At 61.6% G+C, this 16,864-nt stretch carries 16 protein-coding genes and 1 pseudogene; 7 read left to right on the top strand and 10 right to left on the bottom strand.

Translation table 11 applies throughout. From position 1 onward, the window contains the following. Entirely contained in the window at positions 1 to 291 is a 291-nt protein-coding gene (gene traL, locus NP825_RS22650; protein ID WP_015460523.1) for a type IV conjugative transfer system protein TraL, read from the bottom strand. A 58-nt stretch (positions 292 to 349) separates the two neighbouring features. After that, positions 350 to 670: a TrbC/VirB2 family protein gene (locus NP825_RS22645; protein ID WP_015460524.1), complete on the bottom strand. Its 321-nt coding sequence runs from the start codon at positions 668 to 670 to the stop codon at positions 350 to 352. 369 nt (positions 671 to 1,039) lie between these two features. Between NP825_RS22645 and NP825_RS22640 the strand changes: the two genes are divergently transcribed. Both NP825_RS22640 and NP825_RS22635 read left to right on the top strand, forming a co-directional pair. Continuing rightward, complete coding sequence (locus NP825_RS22640; RefSeq protein ID WP_236626954.1) at positions 1,040 to 1,483, top strand: hypothetical protein; 444 nt, start codon at positions 1,040 to 1,042, stop codon at positions 1,481 to 1,483. Between the two features lie 153 nt (positions 1,484 to 1,636). After that, the gene (locus tag NP825_RS22635) at positions 1,637 to 2,131 is read left to right on the top strand and encodes a hypothetical protein (RefSeq protein WP_015460525.1); all 495 of its coding nucleotides are present in this window, start codon (positions 1,637 to 1,639) and stop codon (positions 2,129 to 2,131) included. Positions 2,132 to 2,177: 46 nt separating this feature from the next. On the opposite strand, the gene NP825_RS22630 is transcribed toward NP825_RS22635, so the two are convergent. Next, on the bottom strand, positions 2,178 to 2,903 hold the full coding sequence (locus tag NP825_RS22630) for a lytic transglycosylase domain-containing protein (protein WP_306999213.1): 726 nt from the start codon (positions 2,901 to 2,903) through the stop codon (positions 2,178 to 2,180). A gap of 353 nt (positions 2,904 to 3,256) precedes the next feature. Between NP825_RS22630 and NP825_RS22625 the strand changes: the two genes are divergently transcribed. Further along, positions 3,257 to 4,552, top strand: coding sequence for a hypothetical protein (locus tag NP825_RS22625; protein ID WP_257551849.1), 1,296 nt, complete (start codon positions 3,257 to 3,259; stop codon positions 4,550 to 4,552). On the opposite strand, the gene NP825_RS22620 is transcribed toward NP825_RS22625, so the two are convergent. Beyond that, entirely contained in the window at positions 4,549 to 4,818 is a 270-nt protein-coding gene (locus NP825_RS22620; protein WP_015460529.1) for a hypothetical protein, read from the bottom strand. The two genes, NP825_RS22625 and NP825_RS22620, sit on opposite strands and share 4 nt — an antisense overlap. Positions 4,819 to 5,202: 384 nt before the next feature. Here NP825_RS22620 and NP825_RS22615 point away from each other — a divergent pair, with 384 nt between their 5' ends. Further along, positions 5,203 to 5,475: a hypothetical protein gene (locus NP825_RS22615; RefSeq protein WP_015460534.1), complete on the top strand. Its 273-nt coding sequence runs from the start codon at positions 5,203 to 5,205 to the stop codon at positions 5,473 to 5,475. A gap of 165 nt (positions 5,476 to 5,640) precedes the next feature. Here NP825_RS22615 and NP825_RS22610 read toward each other — a convergent pair whose 3' ends face one another. The 3 genes from NP825_RS22610 to istA form a co-directional block, all read right to left on the bottom strand. Then, positions 5,641 to 8,208: a cation-translocating P-type ATPase gene (locus NP825_RS22610; RefSeq protein ID WP_015460535.1), complete on the bottom strand. Its 2,568-nt coding sequence runs from the start codon at positions 8,206 to 8,208 to the stop codon at positions 5,641 to 5,643. A 509-nt stretch (positions 8,209 to 8,717) separates the two neighbouring features. Beyond that, positions 8,718 to 9,554 carry an IS21-like element helper ATPase IstB gene (istB, locus tag NP825_RS22605; RefSeq protein WP_019052403.1) on the bottom strand — a complete coding sequence of 279 codons (837 nt, stop codon included), beginning with the start codon at positions 9,552 to 9,554 and terminating at the stop codon, positions 8,718 to 8,720. After that, positions 9,551 to 11,023: an IS21 family transposase gene (istA, locus tag NP825_RS22600; RefSeq protein ID WP_257550910.1), complete on the bottom strand. Its 1,473-nt coding sequence runs from the start codon at positions 11,021 to 11,023 to the stop codon at positions 9,551 to 9,553. The genes istB and istA overlap by 4 nt, the downstream gene beginning before the upstream one ends. Positions 11,024 to 11,255: 232 nt before the next feature. Between istA and NP825_RS22595 the strand changes: the two are divergent. After that, positions 11,256 to 12,325, top strand: a pseudogene (locus NP825_RS22595) (IS3 family transposase); the annotation flags it as partial. Here NP825_RS22595 and NP825_RS22590 read toward each other — a convergent pair. From NP825_RS22590 to NP825_RS22580, 3 genes are read right to left on the bottom strand one after another with little or no spacing between them, the layout of a single operon-like run. Further along, positions 12,326 to 12,688, bottom strand: coding sequence for a DUF983 domain-containing protein (locus tag NP825_RS22590; RefSeq protein WP_236626955.1), 363 nt, complete (start codon positions 12,686 to 12,688; stop codon positions 12,326 to 12,328). After that, positions 12,681 to 14,297, bottom strand: coding sequence for a phosphoenolpyruvate carboxykinase (locus NP825_RS22585; RefSeq protein WP_374046587.1), 1,617 nt, complete (start codon positions 14,295 to 14,297; stop codon positions 12,681 to 12,683). Before NP825_RS22585 ends, NP825_RS22590 begins: the two co-directional genes overlap by 8 nt. A 27-nt stretch (positions 14,298 to 14,324) precedes the next feature. After that, on the bottom strand, positions 14,325 to 14,504 hold the full coding sequence (locus NP825_RS22580) for a hypothetical protein (protein WP_144062198.1): 180 nt from the start codon (positions 14,502 to 14,504) through the stop codon (positions 14,325 to 14,327). Positions 14,505 to 14,859: 355 nt separating this feature from the next. On the opposite strand from NP825_RS22580, the gene NP825_RS22575 reads away from it, so the two are divergent. Together NP825_RS22575 and NP825_RS22570 are read left to right on the top strand one after the other, a co-directional pair. Beyond that, positions 14,860 to 15,180, top strand: coding sequence for a helix-turn-helix domain-containing protein (locus NP825_RS22575; RefSeq protein ID WP_015460540.1), 321 nt, complete (start codon positions 14,860 to 14,862; stop codon positions 15,178 to 15,180). Then, a complete protein-coding gene (locus NP825_RS22570; RefSeq protein ID WP_015460541.1) occupies positions 15,177 to 16,856 on the top strand; it encodes a SulP family inorganic anion transporter in 1,680 nt (559 codons plus the stop codon). Before NP825_RS22575 ends, NP825_RS22570 begins: the two co-directional genes overlap by 4 nt. Positions 16,857 to 16,864: the final 8 nt, after the last annotated feature.

Here is a 16,864-nt window from a genome sequence, read left to right as displayed (position 1 = left end):
TCACCCCGCCATCAGTCGAAGGTATGAGGGTGGTGTGCCTCTCAGGCCGGTGAAGCCGGCCGGGAGATACCAATAGGCCAGATGGAGAAGCCACGATGCAGCCCGGCCTGCCTTGGCTTTTCTGAGACCCCACCAGCCTGCACCCGAAAGCACCATGCCAATGAGGATATGCTGAGACAGGATCCCCCAGACGAAGGGGATGACCATCGCCAGGAACTCATCCAGGGTCCACAGCCCGATCAGCTCGGGATCATCCAGATGAGTCGGGATGACGTACTTGTCCGCCGCCATTGCACCACCCTCTCCTTGGATCGGCCGAAGCTGCTACCTCGTCCGACCGCAGGAACGCTCAGATCGTCGCCGTCACGGTCGACGTCACGATCGGAATGCCGGTTCCGGCACCGACACCGACACCGACGGGAATTGCGATCTGCCCCATGGAGAAGCGGCCCGAAGCCAGCGCGACGATGCCGCCGGCAAGGCTGAGCACGGTGATGATCTTGCCACCCGACCCTTCGAGAAAATCGGTGAACTTGGTAAGTGCTGTATCGAAGGTGGTGTCGGCGCCGGCAAATGCTGGCCCCGCGAACCAGAGACCAGCGAACAGGAGGAGGGCGATGGCGACGATCGCCCGCTCCGTGCGCCCGCTCTTTTTCAGAACTGACTGCATGTTGGGTTTCCTTCACATGGAGACGCGACGGATCCGCGCCCAAGTGAAAGGGTGGTCAGATGCCTCTGTGGTCGCAACGGGCGGCCCGAGGAGGCCCCCTCGATTTGGCCATCATTTTGCGATTCTCGGCTTTTTAAGCATGGCCACGGGGCACGATGCCCCGACATTCGGGGCGGGCTGCCCGTCAAAACGGGGCAAGATGCCCGTGATTGCGGGGCGGCTTGCCCCGCATTTGCGGGCAAGCGGCAATCGCGGTAGATTCGGCAACAGGACTATCGGAAATTAACCATTCTCGGTTCATAATCGCTGCCGTAAGCCAGACGCGTAGATCGGGCTTCTTATGGATCGCAACTTCAGGACGTGGGCACTATGGGCGCCGCAGACTCACGAGACATCACCATCGATATCTCCGAATCCCTGTTCCGGCTGACAACCGAAGGCATCCGCCTGCATTCAAACGAAACCCTGCATCATCAGACGCTTTCGAAGCTAATCGATCATAGAAGTTCTCGCACCGAAAAGATCGGGAGCCACGACACCCGCACTCTCAAGGAACATCTTACTTCAATTCCATCGGATGGGACCATTCGAATTCGTCTCGATATTTCCCGAACGAGCGCAAGAAGTCTTGATGAGGTGAAGGATTTACTGAGTCACCAGCTCGACGCCAAGCTGACTGTGGCGGATGCCTTATCACTCCTTTTGTTTGATTATGTGGTCGAACAGAAGGCCGCGCGGATCATGGACAAGCTCGATCTCAACGGCCCAGACCCATTCGGACACAATGGATTCGCCAACGGTCATTCCAGTTAATCGGCTTGGTCCACAGTGTGTTAGCCAACCGATTACCCGCCCACATGGTTCAAACCACGCTTGCATTGCCGATTCGCCTATGATTGTCTCCCTTGATCCAGGCGGCAACGCGAGATCGAAATGTCATCTCTTGCCAAAGTGGGGGCGTAAGTTGTGGAGGCCGTCGAGCTCGACGAGCCGCAGCGGGATTACGTACCCCTGATCCTTCAAACCATGGCTGTGCAGGACACCGCGCAGCGCAGGCTGGCGCATATGACCGGGATCAGCAAATCCCGTCTTGGCCTCCTCCTTCATAGCGATCCCGACAAGCGGTCGGTGATGACTCTGCCTGAGCTTGAAAAAATTCTCCACGCACTCGGCACCAACATCCTGCAAGCCTATATCTGCATCGAGACCTTCAAAGGTCTCGAATTGCCCGACAGGGAGCGATATGCGACCGTCATTTCGATGCTCTGCGAGATGTTCGCCGGCCTGCCCCGCAAGATCATCGAGGCGCTCGACGAGATCAATGGCATCGACGGATCGGAGGTAAAGCGCGACTGGGGCGCGCCCCTCCAGAAAGCCGTGGTCAAACGAGTCGCCGAAGAAGTCGTGAAAATCCGCGAGCGGCGGGCGCGGATCACAGATGGCGATGACTTTCAAATCTAGGCGCGGCTATCGCGTCAAAAAGGCACAGCGCTTTGTACCACCTGGTTCAAAAGGTCGATACGATCGCAGATCGTCCTACAGGACGTGCCGCCGTGACCGGACCAACCGTTGCCTGGGGCACGATTGTCGCCCGACGCTGAAAGCCGCTCAGCCGCGACCAGTTCAACAGCACATTGTCGACATAATCCTGCGTTTCCCGAATCCGGGGCACGGCACCGTTCCGCACGCGGCCAGGTCCAGCGTTGTAGGCCGCCAGGGCAAGGTGATAGTGACCAAAGCGATCGAGTTGCTGCCGCAGATATTTGGCGCCGCCTCGAAGATTGCTCTCCACATGGTAGCGGTCGACCCCCAGTTGCGCTGCTGTTCCCGGCATCAGCTGGGTCAACCCAAAAGCATTTTTGGGCGAATAAATGTTGGGCTGATACCGGCTTTCCCGGATGATCACTGCATCGAACAGGCCGACCGGGATGCCATGTTCGCATGCGATATTGCTCATCAGTCCGTAATAGGTCGCCCGGCGGAACTCCGCGTCGGACCGCAGGAAACCGGTTGGGCGATAGGGCGCTGCAGAACATTCCGGCACGTAACGCGATGCAGCGGATGCGAATATGGCGCCGCCCCGCATCCAGAGCGGGACAGAAATCGATCCTGCCGCGGGGACAGCGGCCGTAAAGCGCGGAACCGACGGCTGCTCCGCGCCGACATAGGCAAACGGATCGCCACCATCAGTGCGCATCGGCGCCTCTGGGTCAGCGCTGAAACTGTCAGCCATCTGAAGCTCCACCCAACGCCGGCTCAGATCGTGGACACGAAACGCCGGGGGGAGTGCCCGCGAACCCGGATGATCAGCGGCCTGGGGTGCTTCATTATCGGCCGTCGAAGGCTGCTTGGGCGAACTCATTGGTCCCATCGAAATCACCTGGACGCTACGCGCCGCCCGCAGCGGCTCTGCAACCACGCCACCGGTGCCCCACCCTATCGCCACAACCGCGATACCGATCACAGATGCTCGCATGAAATCCTCCCCAATTCGCAACTGGGCCAAGTGGAGAGCATCAAATCCAACTCTGTCAATCCACGCCACCGCCGCGAGCCTCGGGTGATGAGGACATGGGCCGACAGCACATGTGGCTGATCCCTCGCAGCACAAACGGCCTTGGTTCAGGCAGGATTCCGCTGCCACAACCCGTGCGCGACGCCCTTGTCCGATGGTATGCCGGACAAGGCTCGCAGTATGACGAAGCGGCCGGCATCATGCTCGTTCAACAAGCGCGCATCGGCGAGAAATGGATCGCCTGCGATTGTCTGCAGCCCGGCGAACCACCGCCGATCCTGACCCCCGCCTTCCTGTCCGAAGCGGAAACCTATTATCTACGTCGGCTCACCAACGCCGACCGGCCCGAGCACCATCCCGACTGTCCTTTCTTCCGCGAGCAGGCCACCAATCGGCTCAGCGAGGTCCGCACCCACGAAAGCGCCGCCGATCCACCATTGGGTTACTTTGAAGTGCTGCGCCCGGCACCGGAGAAGCTCGCCCAAAAACCCGACGAGGACGGCAGTGACGACCGGACGCGCCAGGGTTCGATTCCCCGTCTCGCCCGTCTGCTCTGGCGCCTGCTCCACATTTCCGGTCTTAACCGGGTCCCTCCGCTTGGCGAGGATCATGCCGACCATTCGATCAGCGATGAGTTCCGGACCCTGTCCGCCGCCGCGGCAAAAGTCGAAATCGCGCCAGGGATCGAACTCGGCCGCGCCTTCTGGACCCATGCGCAGGCTCTCCACAGCAAGCGCGTTTATGCCAGCCTGCGCGCGATCGCCCGCCGTTGGCCGCGCGGCCATGCGCCACAGGCTTTCCTGGCCCTTTTCGCTCAGCAATTCCGCGGTTCGACGATCCAGGTGTCGGGCTCGGATCCAGTCGTGATCGCCAACCGCGTGCAATCCCCTGCCGTGCGCGGGAACACCATCAAGGGCCCCTATCTGGCCCTCATCGTGGCCGGGCAATATCCCGAGGCGCATGGGTATGCACCGCTTCGCGCATACGCCCAGCCAATCCTGTCGGGCCGGCGGTTCGTTCCCGTCGACTCCGAATTCGAGCGCGCGGTGCTTCGCGACTTGATAAAGCTGCGCTCGACATTTGACCGCCATGGCATCGATCTGGCGATCGAGAAACCCGTGTTCGACACCTTGACCCCGATCGGTCCCTGCCGGCCGGATTTCCTGCTTGAGGCCCGATCGAGATCCACGGGTGAAATCCGCCAGATCGTGGTCGAAGCCATGGACTCAAACGATGAAACCTACCGGCTCTCGAAGGCCGCGACGCATCCGCGAATGGAACAGCTCGCTCCGCTCGTCTGTGTCTCGCCGCTCGATCTTGAGAGAGACCGGATTGCACTGACCGTCCTGCGCCGGTTCGGCCTCTAGCTCCAACTCATCGACGCGGCGAACAGGGTGACGATCGCGAGGGTCACGGGCATTGAGGTCAAATAGAGCTTCTGCCAACGCCACCAGGTCTGCGGCACAAACATCAGCGCCGAGCGCACCGAGTTGATCGCGGCCCAGCTCCGTTCACGATAAAGCTCGCATATGATCATCCCGCTGGAGAGCACCAGGGCCATCGCACAACAGATCCCAGCCGCAAGATACAAGGCCATCCAATTGGCCGCTTCGACTGTCGTCAGCTGTCCCATCTCGGCTCCACCGCACAGGATCCATCGTACAAGAGAAGCCTAGTGCAACGGGCAAATCCAGGCAATCGGCTCGGACCGATCGCAATCCTCCGGTATCCCGCACCATACTCGACCACCATGGCGGCGATGATCGAGCCGATCAGACACCGGGCCATTGGGATAGAGAGATAAGCTTCGATTCATAGAATATTATGAATATAAAATCAGAATTTCTAACAACATATTAACTATATGCTGAATACTATTTTCAGCGTTCTATCGCGGTAGGTCGAACTTTTCCCAATTCAAGATTGGGAACATTACTTATTGAGGATGGGATCGAGCCAAACTTAGCAGGCAAGGCATCCCTAGGCGCCGGATCGGCGCAGCCGACTGGACGCGCGCATGCAGGCAACGGTTCTCATCATCCTCTATCATGGGCAAGAGACCCTTGCCCTGTATGATACCGATTCCGCAGCCTGGAATGCCCTGCTGGAGTTTGTCGATCAGCATTGGCAGGACCGCTTCGGCCAAATTCCTCGCCCAGACAACGACGACGAGCGCGTGCAGGCCTTCTTCGACGGAGAAGATATTTACCTGCTTGCCTCAACCGACATCATCGATCCCGAACCGGTTCGGCGGAAGTTGTCCCACCGCGCTTCATCATCGGTGCGATAACGACCCTGGACGATGCTCGAGCGCCTCGCCCTCGGCGACAGACCCGGGCATGGAAGCACCCAGAGCCTCTTCCGTGAGCGCAGGAAGCCTTGCTATGCTCACCGTGATCTTCGTTCTCATATCTGCTCCAGACACCGTTCATACCAGCTAGTTCCAGCTTCAAAGTCAGTGTCGGCTACCTGCTGGCCTGATCACAGGCGCCAGACGCGCGCCGACCGCTTTGACCAGTTCGAAGGCCCCGAGCAGCGCAACACCTGTCAATATGATCAGGCCGGCCTCGACCCAGCCCAGTGGCGCAAAACCCAGACGCTGCTGAAGCGGCTCGACCCCGAAGATCAGAATCGTCCCGGCAAGGATGAACCCGAGGACATAGCGGAACGCCACATTGTGCCTGACTACCGCCTTGCTGATACGCGCGCTGAATGATCGATGGGCCAGAATCAGGGCGATCACCGAGGCGACAAGAGCAAAGAAAATGAATGTCCGCAGTTCTTCAACCGGCAATGATGTGCGGCCCGAGGCGATGAGGATCGCACCGAGCACCGCAAGCGCCAGCCCGCCCTGAAACACCGAACTTACCACCAGGGGCAGGTTGAACAAACGCTCCTGCGGCGCACGCGGCGGCCGCTGCATCAAATTCTCTTCTTCCGCCTCTGCTTCGAACACAAGAGCGCAGACCGGGTCGATGATCATCTCGAGAAGCGCGATCTGGATGGGCCCCAGCAAAATCGGCATGCCCAGGAGCAGCGGCAACAGTGCCAGCCCGGCGATCGGCACATGAACCGCGAAAATGAAGCCTGTCGCCTTGCGGATATTGTCATAGATTCGCCGCCCCAGCCGGATCGCCGAGACGATCGCGCCAAAATCATCCTCCACCAGCACGATCGATGACGCCTCCCGCGCAACGTCAGTGCCTCGCTTGCCCATGGCGACGCCAATATGTGCGGCCCGCAGTGCAGGCGCATCGTTGACGCCGTCACCTGTCATGGCGACGACGTCACCGCCAGCCTTGAGCGCCGAGACGATCCGCAATTTCTGATCGGGCATCGTCCGCGCGCAGATCGAGACGGTCTTGATCCGCTCCAACAATTCCTCATCGCTCAAGGTGCTGATAATCGGTCCTGTGAGCGTTTCACCGGCATCGAGACCCGCTTCCCCGCCAATCGCCTGTGCTGTCGCCGCATAGTCGCCCGTGATCATGATCACGCGGATTCCGGCCGTCTGGCATTGGGTGATCGCCTCTTTGACACCGGGACGAAGCGGATCCCTCAATCCGACAAGTCCAAGCAGTTCAAAGCTATGCTCGAGATGATCTTTCGGCGCCGCCTCGCGCGGAACGCGTCCGGTCGCTACACCTAGGACGCGCATGCCGCGCTCTGCCATTGCCGTGGCGGCCGCATCGAGCCGGGCCTCACCCTCCTTATCGAGCCGGCACAGGCGGCCAATCGCCTCGGGCGCGCCCTTGGCCGCCGCCACGAACATCATCTCCTTCCCGGGGCTCTCCCAGATATTCGACATCGCCAGCAAGTCAGGCCGCAGGACGTTGGTATGGACCAGTGTCCACCCGCGTACATCCTGGCAGGCCGCCGCTGTGGCGGCTTCGTGGAAGGCCACCTCCATCGGATCGACGGGGACCGGAGCGCTCGCCATCGCACCTGATCGCAAAAGCTCGTCGAAGCGGTCGCTGGCCATCCCGGCCCCGAGGTCGGCCGTTTCGCCGGAAGCCAACCAGAGACCGGCTACAACCATCCTGTTCTGGGTCAGCGTCCCGGTCTTGTCCGTGCAAAGGACCGTAGCCGCACCCATGGACTCGATTGCCGACGCCTTCCGGGTGAGCACGCCGACCTGCGCGATACGCCAGGCGCCCATGGCCATGAAAATCGCAAGGACGACCGGGAACTCTTCGGGCAACATCGACATGCCGATCGCGATCCCGGCGAGCAATGCATCGAGCCATCCGCCGCGCATCAACCCATAGAGAAGAAACACCAAAGCAGCGACCGCGAAGCCGCCAATCGCGCAGATCCGCACGATCCTGCCCATCTCTTGCTGCAACCGGGGCGCTTCGGTCTCGACGCCGGACAACGACCTGCCAATCTCGCCGATACGGCTGCGCGGGCCCGTGGCCATCACGCGCGCAAGACCGCCGCCGCGCGTGACGATCGCACCGCCAAAAACATATGGCAGATCATCCCCTCCGGGCTCGCACGCGGCCGCGTCCTCCTGGAGCGCGCTGCGCTTGCGCACCGGGACGGATTCCCCTGTCAGGAGCGATTCATCGCATTCGAGACCCTGCGTACGCAGCACCAGCGCGTCCGCCGCGATCCTGTCCCCTTCATCGAGAACGAGGATATCGTCGACAACGACCTCGCGGCCAGGCACCCGCACGGTCCCGCCATCGCGCACGACAAGCGCACGTGGCGCCGAAAGATCCTGCAGCGCTTCCAGCACATTCTCGGTCCGGGCTTCCTGCACGACGGTCAGCAGTATCGAGAAACACGCGAACAGAAGCAGGATCAACGCCTCTCCCTTGTCACCGAGCAGGAGGTAGGTGATTCCTGCGGCAAGCAGCAGCGCCAACATCGGCTCGCGAAGCACCTCGAGCGCAATCCGCCATGGCGAGCGCTTCTTCTGCCGCGGAAGTTCGTTCGGCCCGTCCCGATCCAGCCGCTCACGAACCTGTGTTGCGGACAAACCGTCCAGGGCGCTCTCATTCAGGGTTTCAGTGGCCATATGCTGTCCAGTTTTCGATGCCTGCAGTGTGTGGAGTACGGGCATGCAGTTTGGGCTCGGTACATTGCACATCGACGAAACCCGTGAGGCGCAGCGCCCTTCGGCCGTCGATCGCATCTAAGCGCGTGCTCCGTCCGGGTAATTAAGCAATATCCCCAGTGGAACGCTTGTCAGACACACAGCCAAGGGCCCTCAATGGAGCAGACAGAGTCCTCTTCCCATTGTGACGCCATTGGTCTGCCTTGGAAAAACTGGTCCAATTCTAGAGAGAGCCCATTGTGGCGAGAGAATTGGAGAAAGTTATGGGACGTCAACGTTTTACGCCGGAACAGATCATCGCGAAGCTGCGTGAGGCGGATGTGCTGGTCGGGCGGGGATCGACAGCGATCGAGGCTTGCCGGCAGATCGGTGTAGCGCGACGATCTGGATGAGAAGTTAGCGACGATCAGGATGAGAAGCGCTGATCGCGACGAGGTCGTTTTGGTGTGTTTGATTGCCGCTGGCAAGACCTATGTCTCAGGTTGATTGTCGGGGAGCGACACATCGGTATTTTTGGCTGTGGCGACCTTGGCGGGGCGACCTGCCCCCTGCTGTTTTCGCTCGATAGCCGTGCGCCGCCGATAGCTTTCGACATTCATCTCGAAGATGGTGGCGTGGTGCACGAGGCGGTCGACGGCGGCCAGCGTCATTGCGGGATCGGGGAAGACCCGGTTCCATTCGCCGAACGGCTGGTTGGCGGTTATCATCAGCGAACGCCGCTCGTATCGCGCGCTGATCAGCTCGAACAGAACCGAGGTTTCAGCCTGATCCTTGGCGACATAGGCAAGGTCGTCGAGGATCAGAAGGTCGAAGCGATCAAGCCGATTGATCGCGTTCTCGAGCGCGAGCTCGCGGCGCGCGACCTGTAGTTTCTGGACGAGGTCGGAGGTGCGGACGAACAGCACCCGCCAACCCTTTTCGATCAGCGCGAGCCCGATGCCCGACGACAGATGCGATTTTCCTCCGCCGGGCGGGCCGAACAGGATCAGGTTTGCGCCATTTTCGAGCCAGCTGTCTCCGGCACAGATCGCCATCACCTGCGCCTTCGATATCATCGGAACCGCGTCGAAGTCGAACGTATCGAGCGTTTTTCCCGGCAGCAGTTTCGCCTCCGCCAGATGCCGCTCCATGCGGCGGCGACCGCGTTCGGCGATCTCATGCTCGGTGATCGCGCTGAGGAACCGCGCCGCCGGCCAGCCCTCCTTGTCGGAACGCTCGGCGAACGTCGGCCAGAGCTGTTTGATTGTCGGCAGTCGCAGCTCGTTGAGCATCAGCGTGAGCTTTGTGACATCAATACCCTGGGTCATGCCATTTCCTCCGCGCGAGGAGCCAGGAGCGCTTCATAGGCGCTCAGCGGGACGAGCTCGACGATGACCTCGGGCAGCGCCGCGGGGTCGGGCGCGAACCGCGCCCTAAGCATTGCCATGTCCGGCATACCCTGCGGCGTCGCTAGCAGGGTTTCCAACACAGCGGCGAGTTCGGCCTCGCAGGCCCGCTCATGCGCGAGGCTAAGAAGCTCGACCATTGTCCGGCACGCGACCCGTTCGGCGAGCCGCTCCAGCAGCCGATCGAACATGCGCCGGTAGGCCTCGCGCGGGAAGAGCTGGTGGCGATAGACAAGATTCAGCAGCGCCATCGGTTTGCGCCGAAGCGCATGGATGACATGGCGATAATCGACGACATGGCCATGTTTGCCGCTGCGCTCGGCGCGGCCGCGCGGAAGCGTAAAGAGCGGTGTGCCGCCGAGGAACAGCTCAAGCCGATCGTCGTAAAGTCGCACTCGCAGTCGATGGCCGATCAGCCGCGACGGCACGGTGTAGAACACCTTGCGCAGCGTGAACCCGCCCGAGGAGGTCACCATGACAAGCACCTCTTCATAATCGCTGGTGCGCATGCTCGGTAGCGACTGAAGCGCCGCCCGTTCGGCGTCGATCCGCTTCGCGCACCGCGCATTCTTGCGCGCGACGATCTCGTCGACGAAGCAGCGATATTCCGCAAGGTCGTTGAAGTCGGCCGATCCGCGCATCAACAGCGCGTCGCGCACCGCCGCCTTCAGATGCCCGTGCGCGCTCTCGATCGCGCCATTTTCATGCGCAACACCGCGGTTATTGCGGGTCGGCTCCATCCGGTAATGGCGACACAGCGCGTCATATCTATGCGTCAGATCCTCGCGCGCCGATGCATCCAGATTGCGGAACGCCGCCGACAGACTGTCGCTGCGATGCTCGCGCGGCGCGCCGCCCAGCGCCCACAGGGCATTCTGCAGCCCTTCCGCCAACGCGACATAACTCTCGCCGCCCAGGATCACATGGGCATGCTCGAAGCCAGAACAGGCGAGCCGGAAGTGGTACAGCCGGTGATCGAGCCCGACCCCGGCGATGTGTACGCCCAGATCGGCCATGTCGGTAAAATCCGACAGCCCCATCCGACCCGGCTCGTGCACCTGGCGGAAGATCACGTCGCGATCCGGGCCTTGCAGCGCCCGCCAGCTTCGAACCCGACGCTCCATCGTCCGCCGCACCCCATCGGGAAGCTCAGGATGACGACGCTGCATTTCTTCGAACACCGTCACGGCCCGGAGTCCCGGCGCCGCCTCCAGCAGCGGTACAACTTCGCTATCGAAGATATCCGCCAGCGGATCGGGGCGCCGGCGACCGCGCGGCTCTTTCTTCTGCGAGGGCAACTGCGCATCCCGCTCCAGCCGATACGCCGTTGCCGTGCTGAACGCCGCGCACGCCGCCGCCGAGCGCGGCGACACTGTCTGTCTCATCTTCATATATAATCTCACCTGATGATCGTTGATATGTCTCCCGGGCACCGCATCTCCCCTTCCAAAGGAGGCGCCACCTGGCAGGTCACGATCACCAAAAGCGCCATTCCAAAAGAAAAGACGCTTGCGGGGGTGTGTCTGTCGCTCCTCGGGGCTTCGCCCCTCGTCCCGACAGACACACCCCCGCCATTCTCATCTAGATTGTCGCGCTGTTCTCACCTTGATTGTCGCGCAGCAGATCGGGATATCGGAGCAGACGCTGTATCGGTGGCGCAAGGAATATGGCGGCTTGAAGGTCGATCAGGCGCGGCGGATGAAGGATTTGGAGCGAGAGAACGCGCGGTTGAAGCGGCTTGTCGCGGACCTCGCGTTGGACAAGGCGATCCTGCAAGAGGCGTCGAAGCTGACTTTTTAAGCCCCTCCCGCCGCCGCGAAGCGATCGAGCAGGTCCGTCGTGCGTTGCCGGTATCGGAACGACGGACCTGCCGCGTACTCGGCCAGCATCGCTCGACGCAGCGACATCCCCCGAAGGATGATGCCGACGAACGGCGCCTGACGGCCGACATCATCGTGCTGGCGAAGGATTATGGCCGTTACGGCTATCGCCGTATCCATGCGCTGCTCGGACATGCTGGCTGGCAGGTCAGCCTGTCGGTGGTCGAGCGCATCTGGCGGCGGGAGGGTTTAAAGGTGCCGAAGAAACAACCGAAGCGGCGCCGGCTCTGGCTTGGTGACGGGTCGTGCATCCGGCTGCGCCCGTTTCATCGCGGGCATGTGTGGTCCTATGACTTCGTCGAGGATCAGACGCACAACGGAAGGAAGTTCCGGATGCTCAACATCATCGACGAATACAGTCGCGAGTGCCTGGCAATGGTGCCGCTGCGGCGGTTCCGTTCGAACGATGTCATCGACGTGCTCGCCGATCTGTTCATCGAACATGGCCCGCCCGAGTATATCAGGTCCGATAACGGCCCCGAGTTCGTCGCCCATGCGGTGCGCGAATGGCTCGGCCGGCTTGGCGTCACGACCCTCTATATCGAGCCCGGCAGTCCGTGGGAGAATGGCTATATCGAGAGCTTCAATGCCCGCCTGCGGGACGAACTGCTCAACGGCGAAATCTTCTACAGCCTCGAGGAAGTCCGTTGCGTCACCGGCTGGTGGCGGGAGCACTACAATCGCGTCCGGCCTCATAGCAGCCTTGGGTACCGCCCACCGGCTCCGGAAACGATCAAGATGCCAGCCTGGCCGCTCGGCTCCGCTGCGCTCCGCCTCCCGCCCAGGCTGGCATCGGAGGCGATCTTCAACTAACTATGCAACCGGACCAGTCATCGCGGGCAGCCCAGACATTTGTGCATCACGAACCAGGGTGATGATGAGCGGCGCCATCAGATGGCCTGTCACGAAGATCGAAACGTAAGCCGGAAAATCGTCTGCTTGCTGGTGCCTCCAGTCCTGGCCGCAATGCGGACAATGCGGGATCGGTTTCAGGAACCGCATGAACAGGCGCGCCTCGCCGCACCGGGGGCATCGTCCGCGCAGGCCGCGCAGGATCGATGCCCAACCAGTGGCAGGCAAGGCAGGGTTCCCGGTTACCGATCCCGGTTCATGAGCGGGCATGGGCTTTGGCATCTCGTGTAACTTGTCAAAAGGAAACCGGATGAGATCAGGCATCGAATAGTCCGGGAGGGGCGGCTGCACGGATGCTTTCGTCGACATGGGCGACGAACTGCGTGAAGTTGCGCTTGAAACGGTCGACCAGGGAACGGGCAGTGCTGTCATAGGCGGCACCATCCGCCCAGGTTGAACGTGGATCGAGAATGCTCGAGTCCACACCCTCGACAGCGACGGGAACTGCAAAGCCGAAGTTGGGGTCGGTGCGGAATTGCGCGTCCTTCAGCGTCCCGGAAAGCGCTGCATTGAGCAGTGCGCGCGTAACCTTGATCGGCATCCGCGTACCCGTTCCATATTGTCCCCCGGTCCAGCCGGTGTTGACCAGCCAGCAATCCACGCCTCCTGCTGCGATCCGCCTGCGCAGCAGATTGCCGTAGATGCTCGGATGGCGCGGCATGAACGGTGCACCGAAACAGGTCGAGAAGGTCGCTTCAGGCTCGGTGACGCCCAGTTCGGTTCCCGCGACCTTGGCCGTATAGCCCGAAAGGAAGTGATACATCGCCTGCTCGGGCGTGAGTTTCGCAATTGGAGGAAGCACACCGAAGGCATCGGCCGTCAACATGATCACGTTCTTGGGCACCGGCCCCATGTTGTCGCGGGACGCATTGGGAATGAAGTGGATCGGGTACGCGCCCCGGCTGTTCTCGGCCAGGCTCGCATCGCCGAGATCGAGCGCGCGGGTCTCGGGATGCATCACCACGTTTTCGAGGATGGTGCCAAAGCGCCGCGTCGTCGCATGGATTTCCGGCTCGGCTTCCGCCGACAGACGGATCATCTTGGCGTAACAACCGCCCTCGAAGTTGAATATGGCCGTATCCGACCAGCCATGCTCATCGTCGCCGATCAGGGTGCGGGACGCATCCGCCGAAAGCGTGGTCTTGCCCGTGCCCGACAGGCCGAAAAAGATCGCGGTATCTCCTTCAGGACCGATGTTGGCCGAACAATGCATCGGCATCACCCCTAGCTGGGGCAGGACAAAGTTGAGGATGGTGAAGACCGCCTTCTTCATCTCGCCGGCGTAACCGGTGCCGCCGATCAGGATCAGGCGCTGCATGAAATCAATGGCGATCACGGTCTCGGAACGGCAGCCATGCCGTTCGGGATCGGCCTTGAAACTCGGCAGGTCGATGATCGTGTAGTCGGCGCTAAAGTGCCTGAGCTCGTCAGCGGTCGGACGCACCAGCATGGTGCGCACGAAGCTCGAATGCCAGGCGAGCTCGGTGATGATGCGAACGCCGACCCGGTGCTCAGCTTGCGACCCGCCGAACAGATCCTGCACAAATACATCGTCCAGCGTGGCAACGTGCTCGAGGAAGTCCGCGTGCAGGCTCTCGAATGCCGCGCCGTTCATCGGCTTGTTCGAAGGGCCCCACCAGACGTCGTCCTTGGTCAGAACGTCGCGGACGATGAACTTGTCCTGGGCTGAGCGGCCGGTGTGCTTGCCGGTTTCGACGACCAGTGCGCCATGTTCCGACATCCGGCCTTCGCCCCGTCTCAGGGCGAGTTCAACCAGATGCGGCGTATCAAGGCTCTCATGCAGCCGGCCGCCAGGTTTCAGGGTGATGTTCGGGAGAGTCTTCGAGGTCATAGGGACAACGGTCTTTCTCAGGTCAAAAGTGCGAGCAACACGGTTGCGTCAATGGTCGCTCGCGCGCCCTTGAGGGGCGTAGCGAAGCGAGAGCTTGGGACGCCGGACGCGGGCAAGGTGCGGGGCGACGCCGGTCGCGAACTGGCTGTCAGGCACGGGGTCCGCCTTGGCGGGATCCTCCTGCACATCGAAGCGCGCCCGGCGCGTCCGGTTCGCGCCTTCAGTCACAACGGGCACCCCGTTCCCGGCCCGATGCTGCATTCGGGGCGTTGGCGCCGCCATGATCCATGACATGCGCGATCTCGGTCAGCAGCCCGGAAGCTGCGATCGGCTTGGTCTTTTGCCTGGCACAGCCCTCCATCAGTGTGACGAAAGGCCATTACGACCCGAAAACCTCGGGGATTGCGGGAAAGCCGTCGAAAACGTGCCTTGATCCCACTGACGCTTGAACGGTCCCCGCTCACGTCGCCAGCGGGGCCTTCCTTCGCAGGAACTGATCCAATGATTGGCATAAGACATATATACAACCTCATTCTAAATTGATAAGACTCATATTTGATGTATTAAACATCATGGAGCCTTCATGATCACATCGCAGCAAATGCGGGCCGCGCGCGCCCTTCTGGGGATTGACCAGCGCCAGCTCGCAGCACTTGCCGGGCTGTCCTTGCCGACCATCCAGCGCATGGAATCATCTGATGGCCAGGTGCGCGGTGTTGTCGACACACTGGTCAAGGTGATCACCGCGCTTGAGTGTGCCGGCATCGAGCTGCTTGGCGAGAATGCCCCCAGTACGGGCGTAGGCCGCGGGGTGCGCCTGCGCGAAACGACATCGGGAAAGCCGGGCGGCCGGGGGCAGTCGATTCTCTATGACAAGGCGGCGAGCGGGGAACCGGTCCGGTGAACGCAAAAGCAGCCTTCACGCCCAAGCTCATCACGGCATTGCGCGAAGGCTATGATGCCCGCACCTTCCGGGCTGACGCGATCGCGGGGCTGACGGTCGCAATTGTCGCGCTGCCGCTGGCCATGGCGCTGGGTATCGCCAGCGGGGCTTCGCCCGACAAGGGGCTTGTCACGGCGGTGGTGGCAGGGTTCCTGATTTCAGCCCTTGGTGGATCGCGGGTTCAGATCGGCGGGCCGACCGGGGCCTTTGTTGTCGTCATTTTCAATGTCATTGCCCGGCACGGTTATGATGGCCTGCTGATAGCGACGCTCCTGGCCGGCCTGATCCTTATTGCGGCCGGGGTGTTTCGCCTCGGGCAGATGATCAAGTTCATCCCTCACCCGGTCGTAACCGGGTTTACGGCGGGGATTGCCGTTATCATCGCCTCGAGCCAGGTGAAGGATTTCCTCGGGCTTTCGATGGCTGAGGTTCCTGCCGAGTTCCTCCCGAAATGGCAGGCCTATCTGGCAGCCATGTCGAGCACCAGCTGGCCCACACTGGGCATTGGCATCTTCGCACTCACAATCATCATCGCGCTGCGCAAACTCGCACCCAAGCTGCCCGGATTCCTGATCGCCGTCGTCGTGAGTTCGGTCGCGGTGGCTGTGCTCAAGCTCCCGGTCGATACGATCGGTTCTCGTTTTCCCGATATTCCCGCCGGCCTGCCCATGCCCTCCTTCCCGGAGATTTCCCTCGCCAAGGTCAATGCCGTGTTGCCGTCGGCATTCACCATTGCATTTCTGGCCGGCATCGAAGCCCTGCTCTCAGCCGTCGTCGCCGATGGCATGATCGGGACACGACATCGTTCAAACCAGGAACTGATTGGCCAGGGCGTGGCCAATATCGGATCAGCTCTGTTCGGCGGCCTGCCCGCAACTGGCGCGATCGCCCGCACCGCCACCAACATCCGCTCCGGGGCCAAAACCCCGGTCGCCGGGATCATGCACGCGATCTTCCTGCTCCTGTTCATCCTGTTCGCCACCAGGCTCATGGCGTTCGTACCCATGGCCGCGCTTGCCGCGATCCTGTTCATGGTCGCCTGGGGGATGAGTGAATATGAACGGTTCATCGCCTTGCTGCGTATGCCCAACAGTGACCGGGCCGTCCTGCTTCTGACCTTCGGCCTGACAGTGCTCGTCGATCTCACGGTCGCGATCGGCGTCGGCGTGACCCTGGCGTCGCTCCTGTTCATGGCCCGCATGAGCGAGACCGTCGAAGTCGACAGCAGCGGCAGACAGGATACCGATCTCGATTCCGAAGACATTCACCAGCGCGACGCCTTGCCGCAAGGCGTCGAGGTATTCCGCATAACCGGACCGTTCTTCTTCGGCGTCGCGGGCGAACTGCTTGATACGCTGCGCCGCGTCGGACAGTCCCCCAAAGTCATCATTCTGCGCATGCGGCTCGTTCCATTGCTCGATGCCAGCGGTGTTCAGGCGCTCGAGGAGTTCGTTGAGCAGGCGCATGTCGCTGGCGCAACAGTCGTGCTGTCCGGCGTCCAGGCGCAACCGCGCTCGATGCTCGAGCGGGTTCATCTCGGGAGCGGTTCGGGCAAGGTCTTCTACGCAACAGACTTCGCCAGTGCACAGGCGCTGGCGGTTGGCTTGCTCGAGGCCCCCGAAGCTCAACTGCACTGATCGGCACG

It is taken from the genome of Sphingopyxis sp. DBS4 (assembly GCF_024628865.1).
Lineage (GTDB): Bacteria > Pseudomonadota > Alphaproteobacteria > Sphingomonadales > Sphingomonadaceae > Sphingopyxis.
The sequence above is the reverse complement of the archived record's forward strand: the minus strand, read 5'-3'. Positions and strand labels throughout refer to the sequence as shown.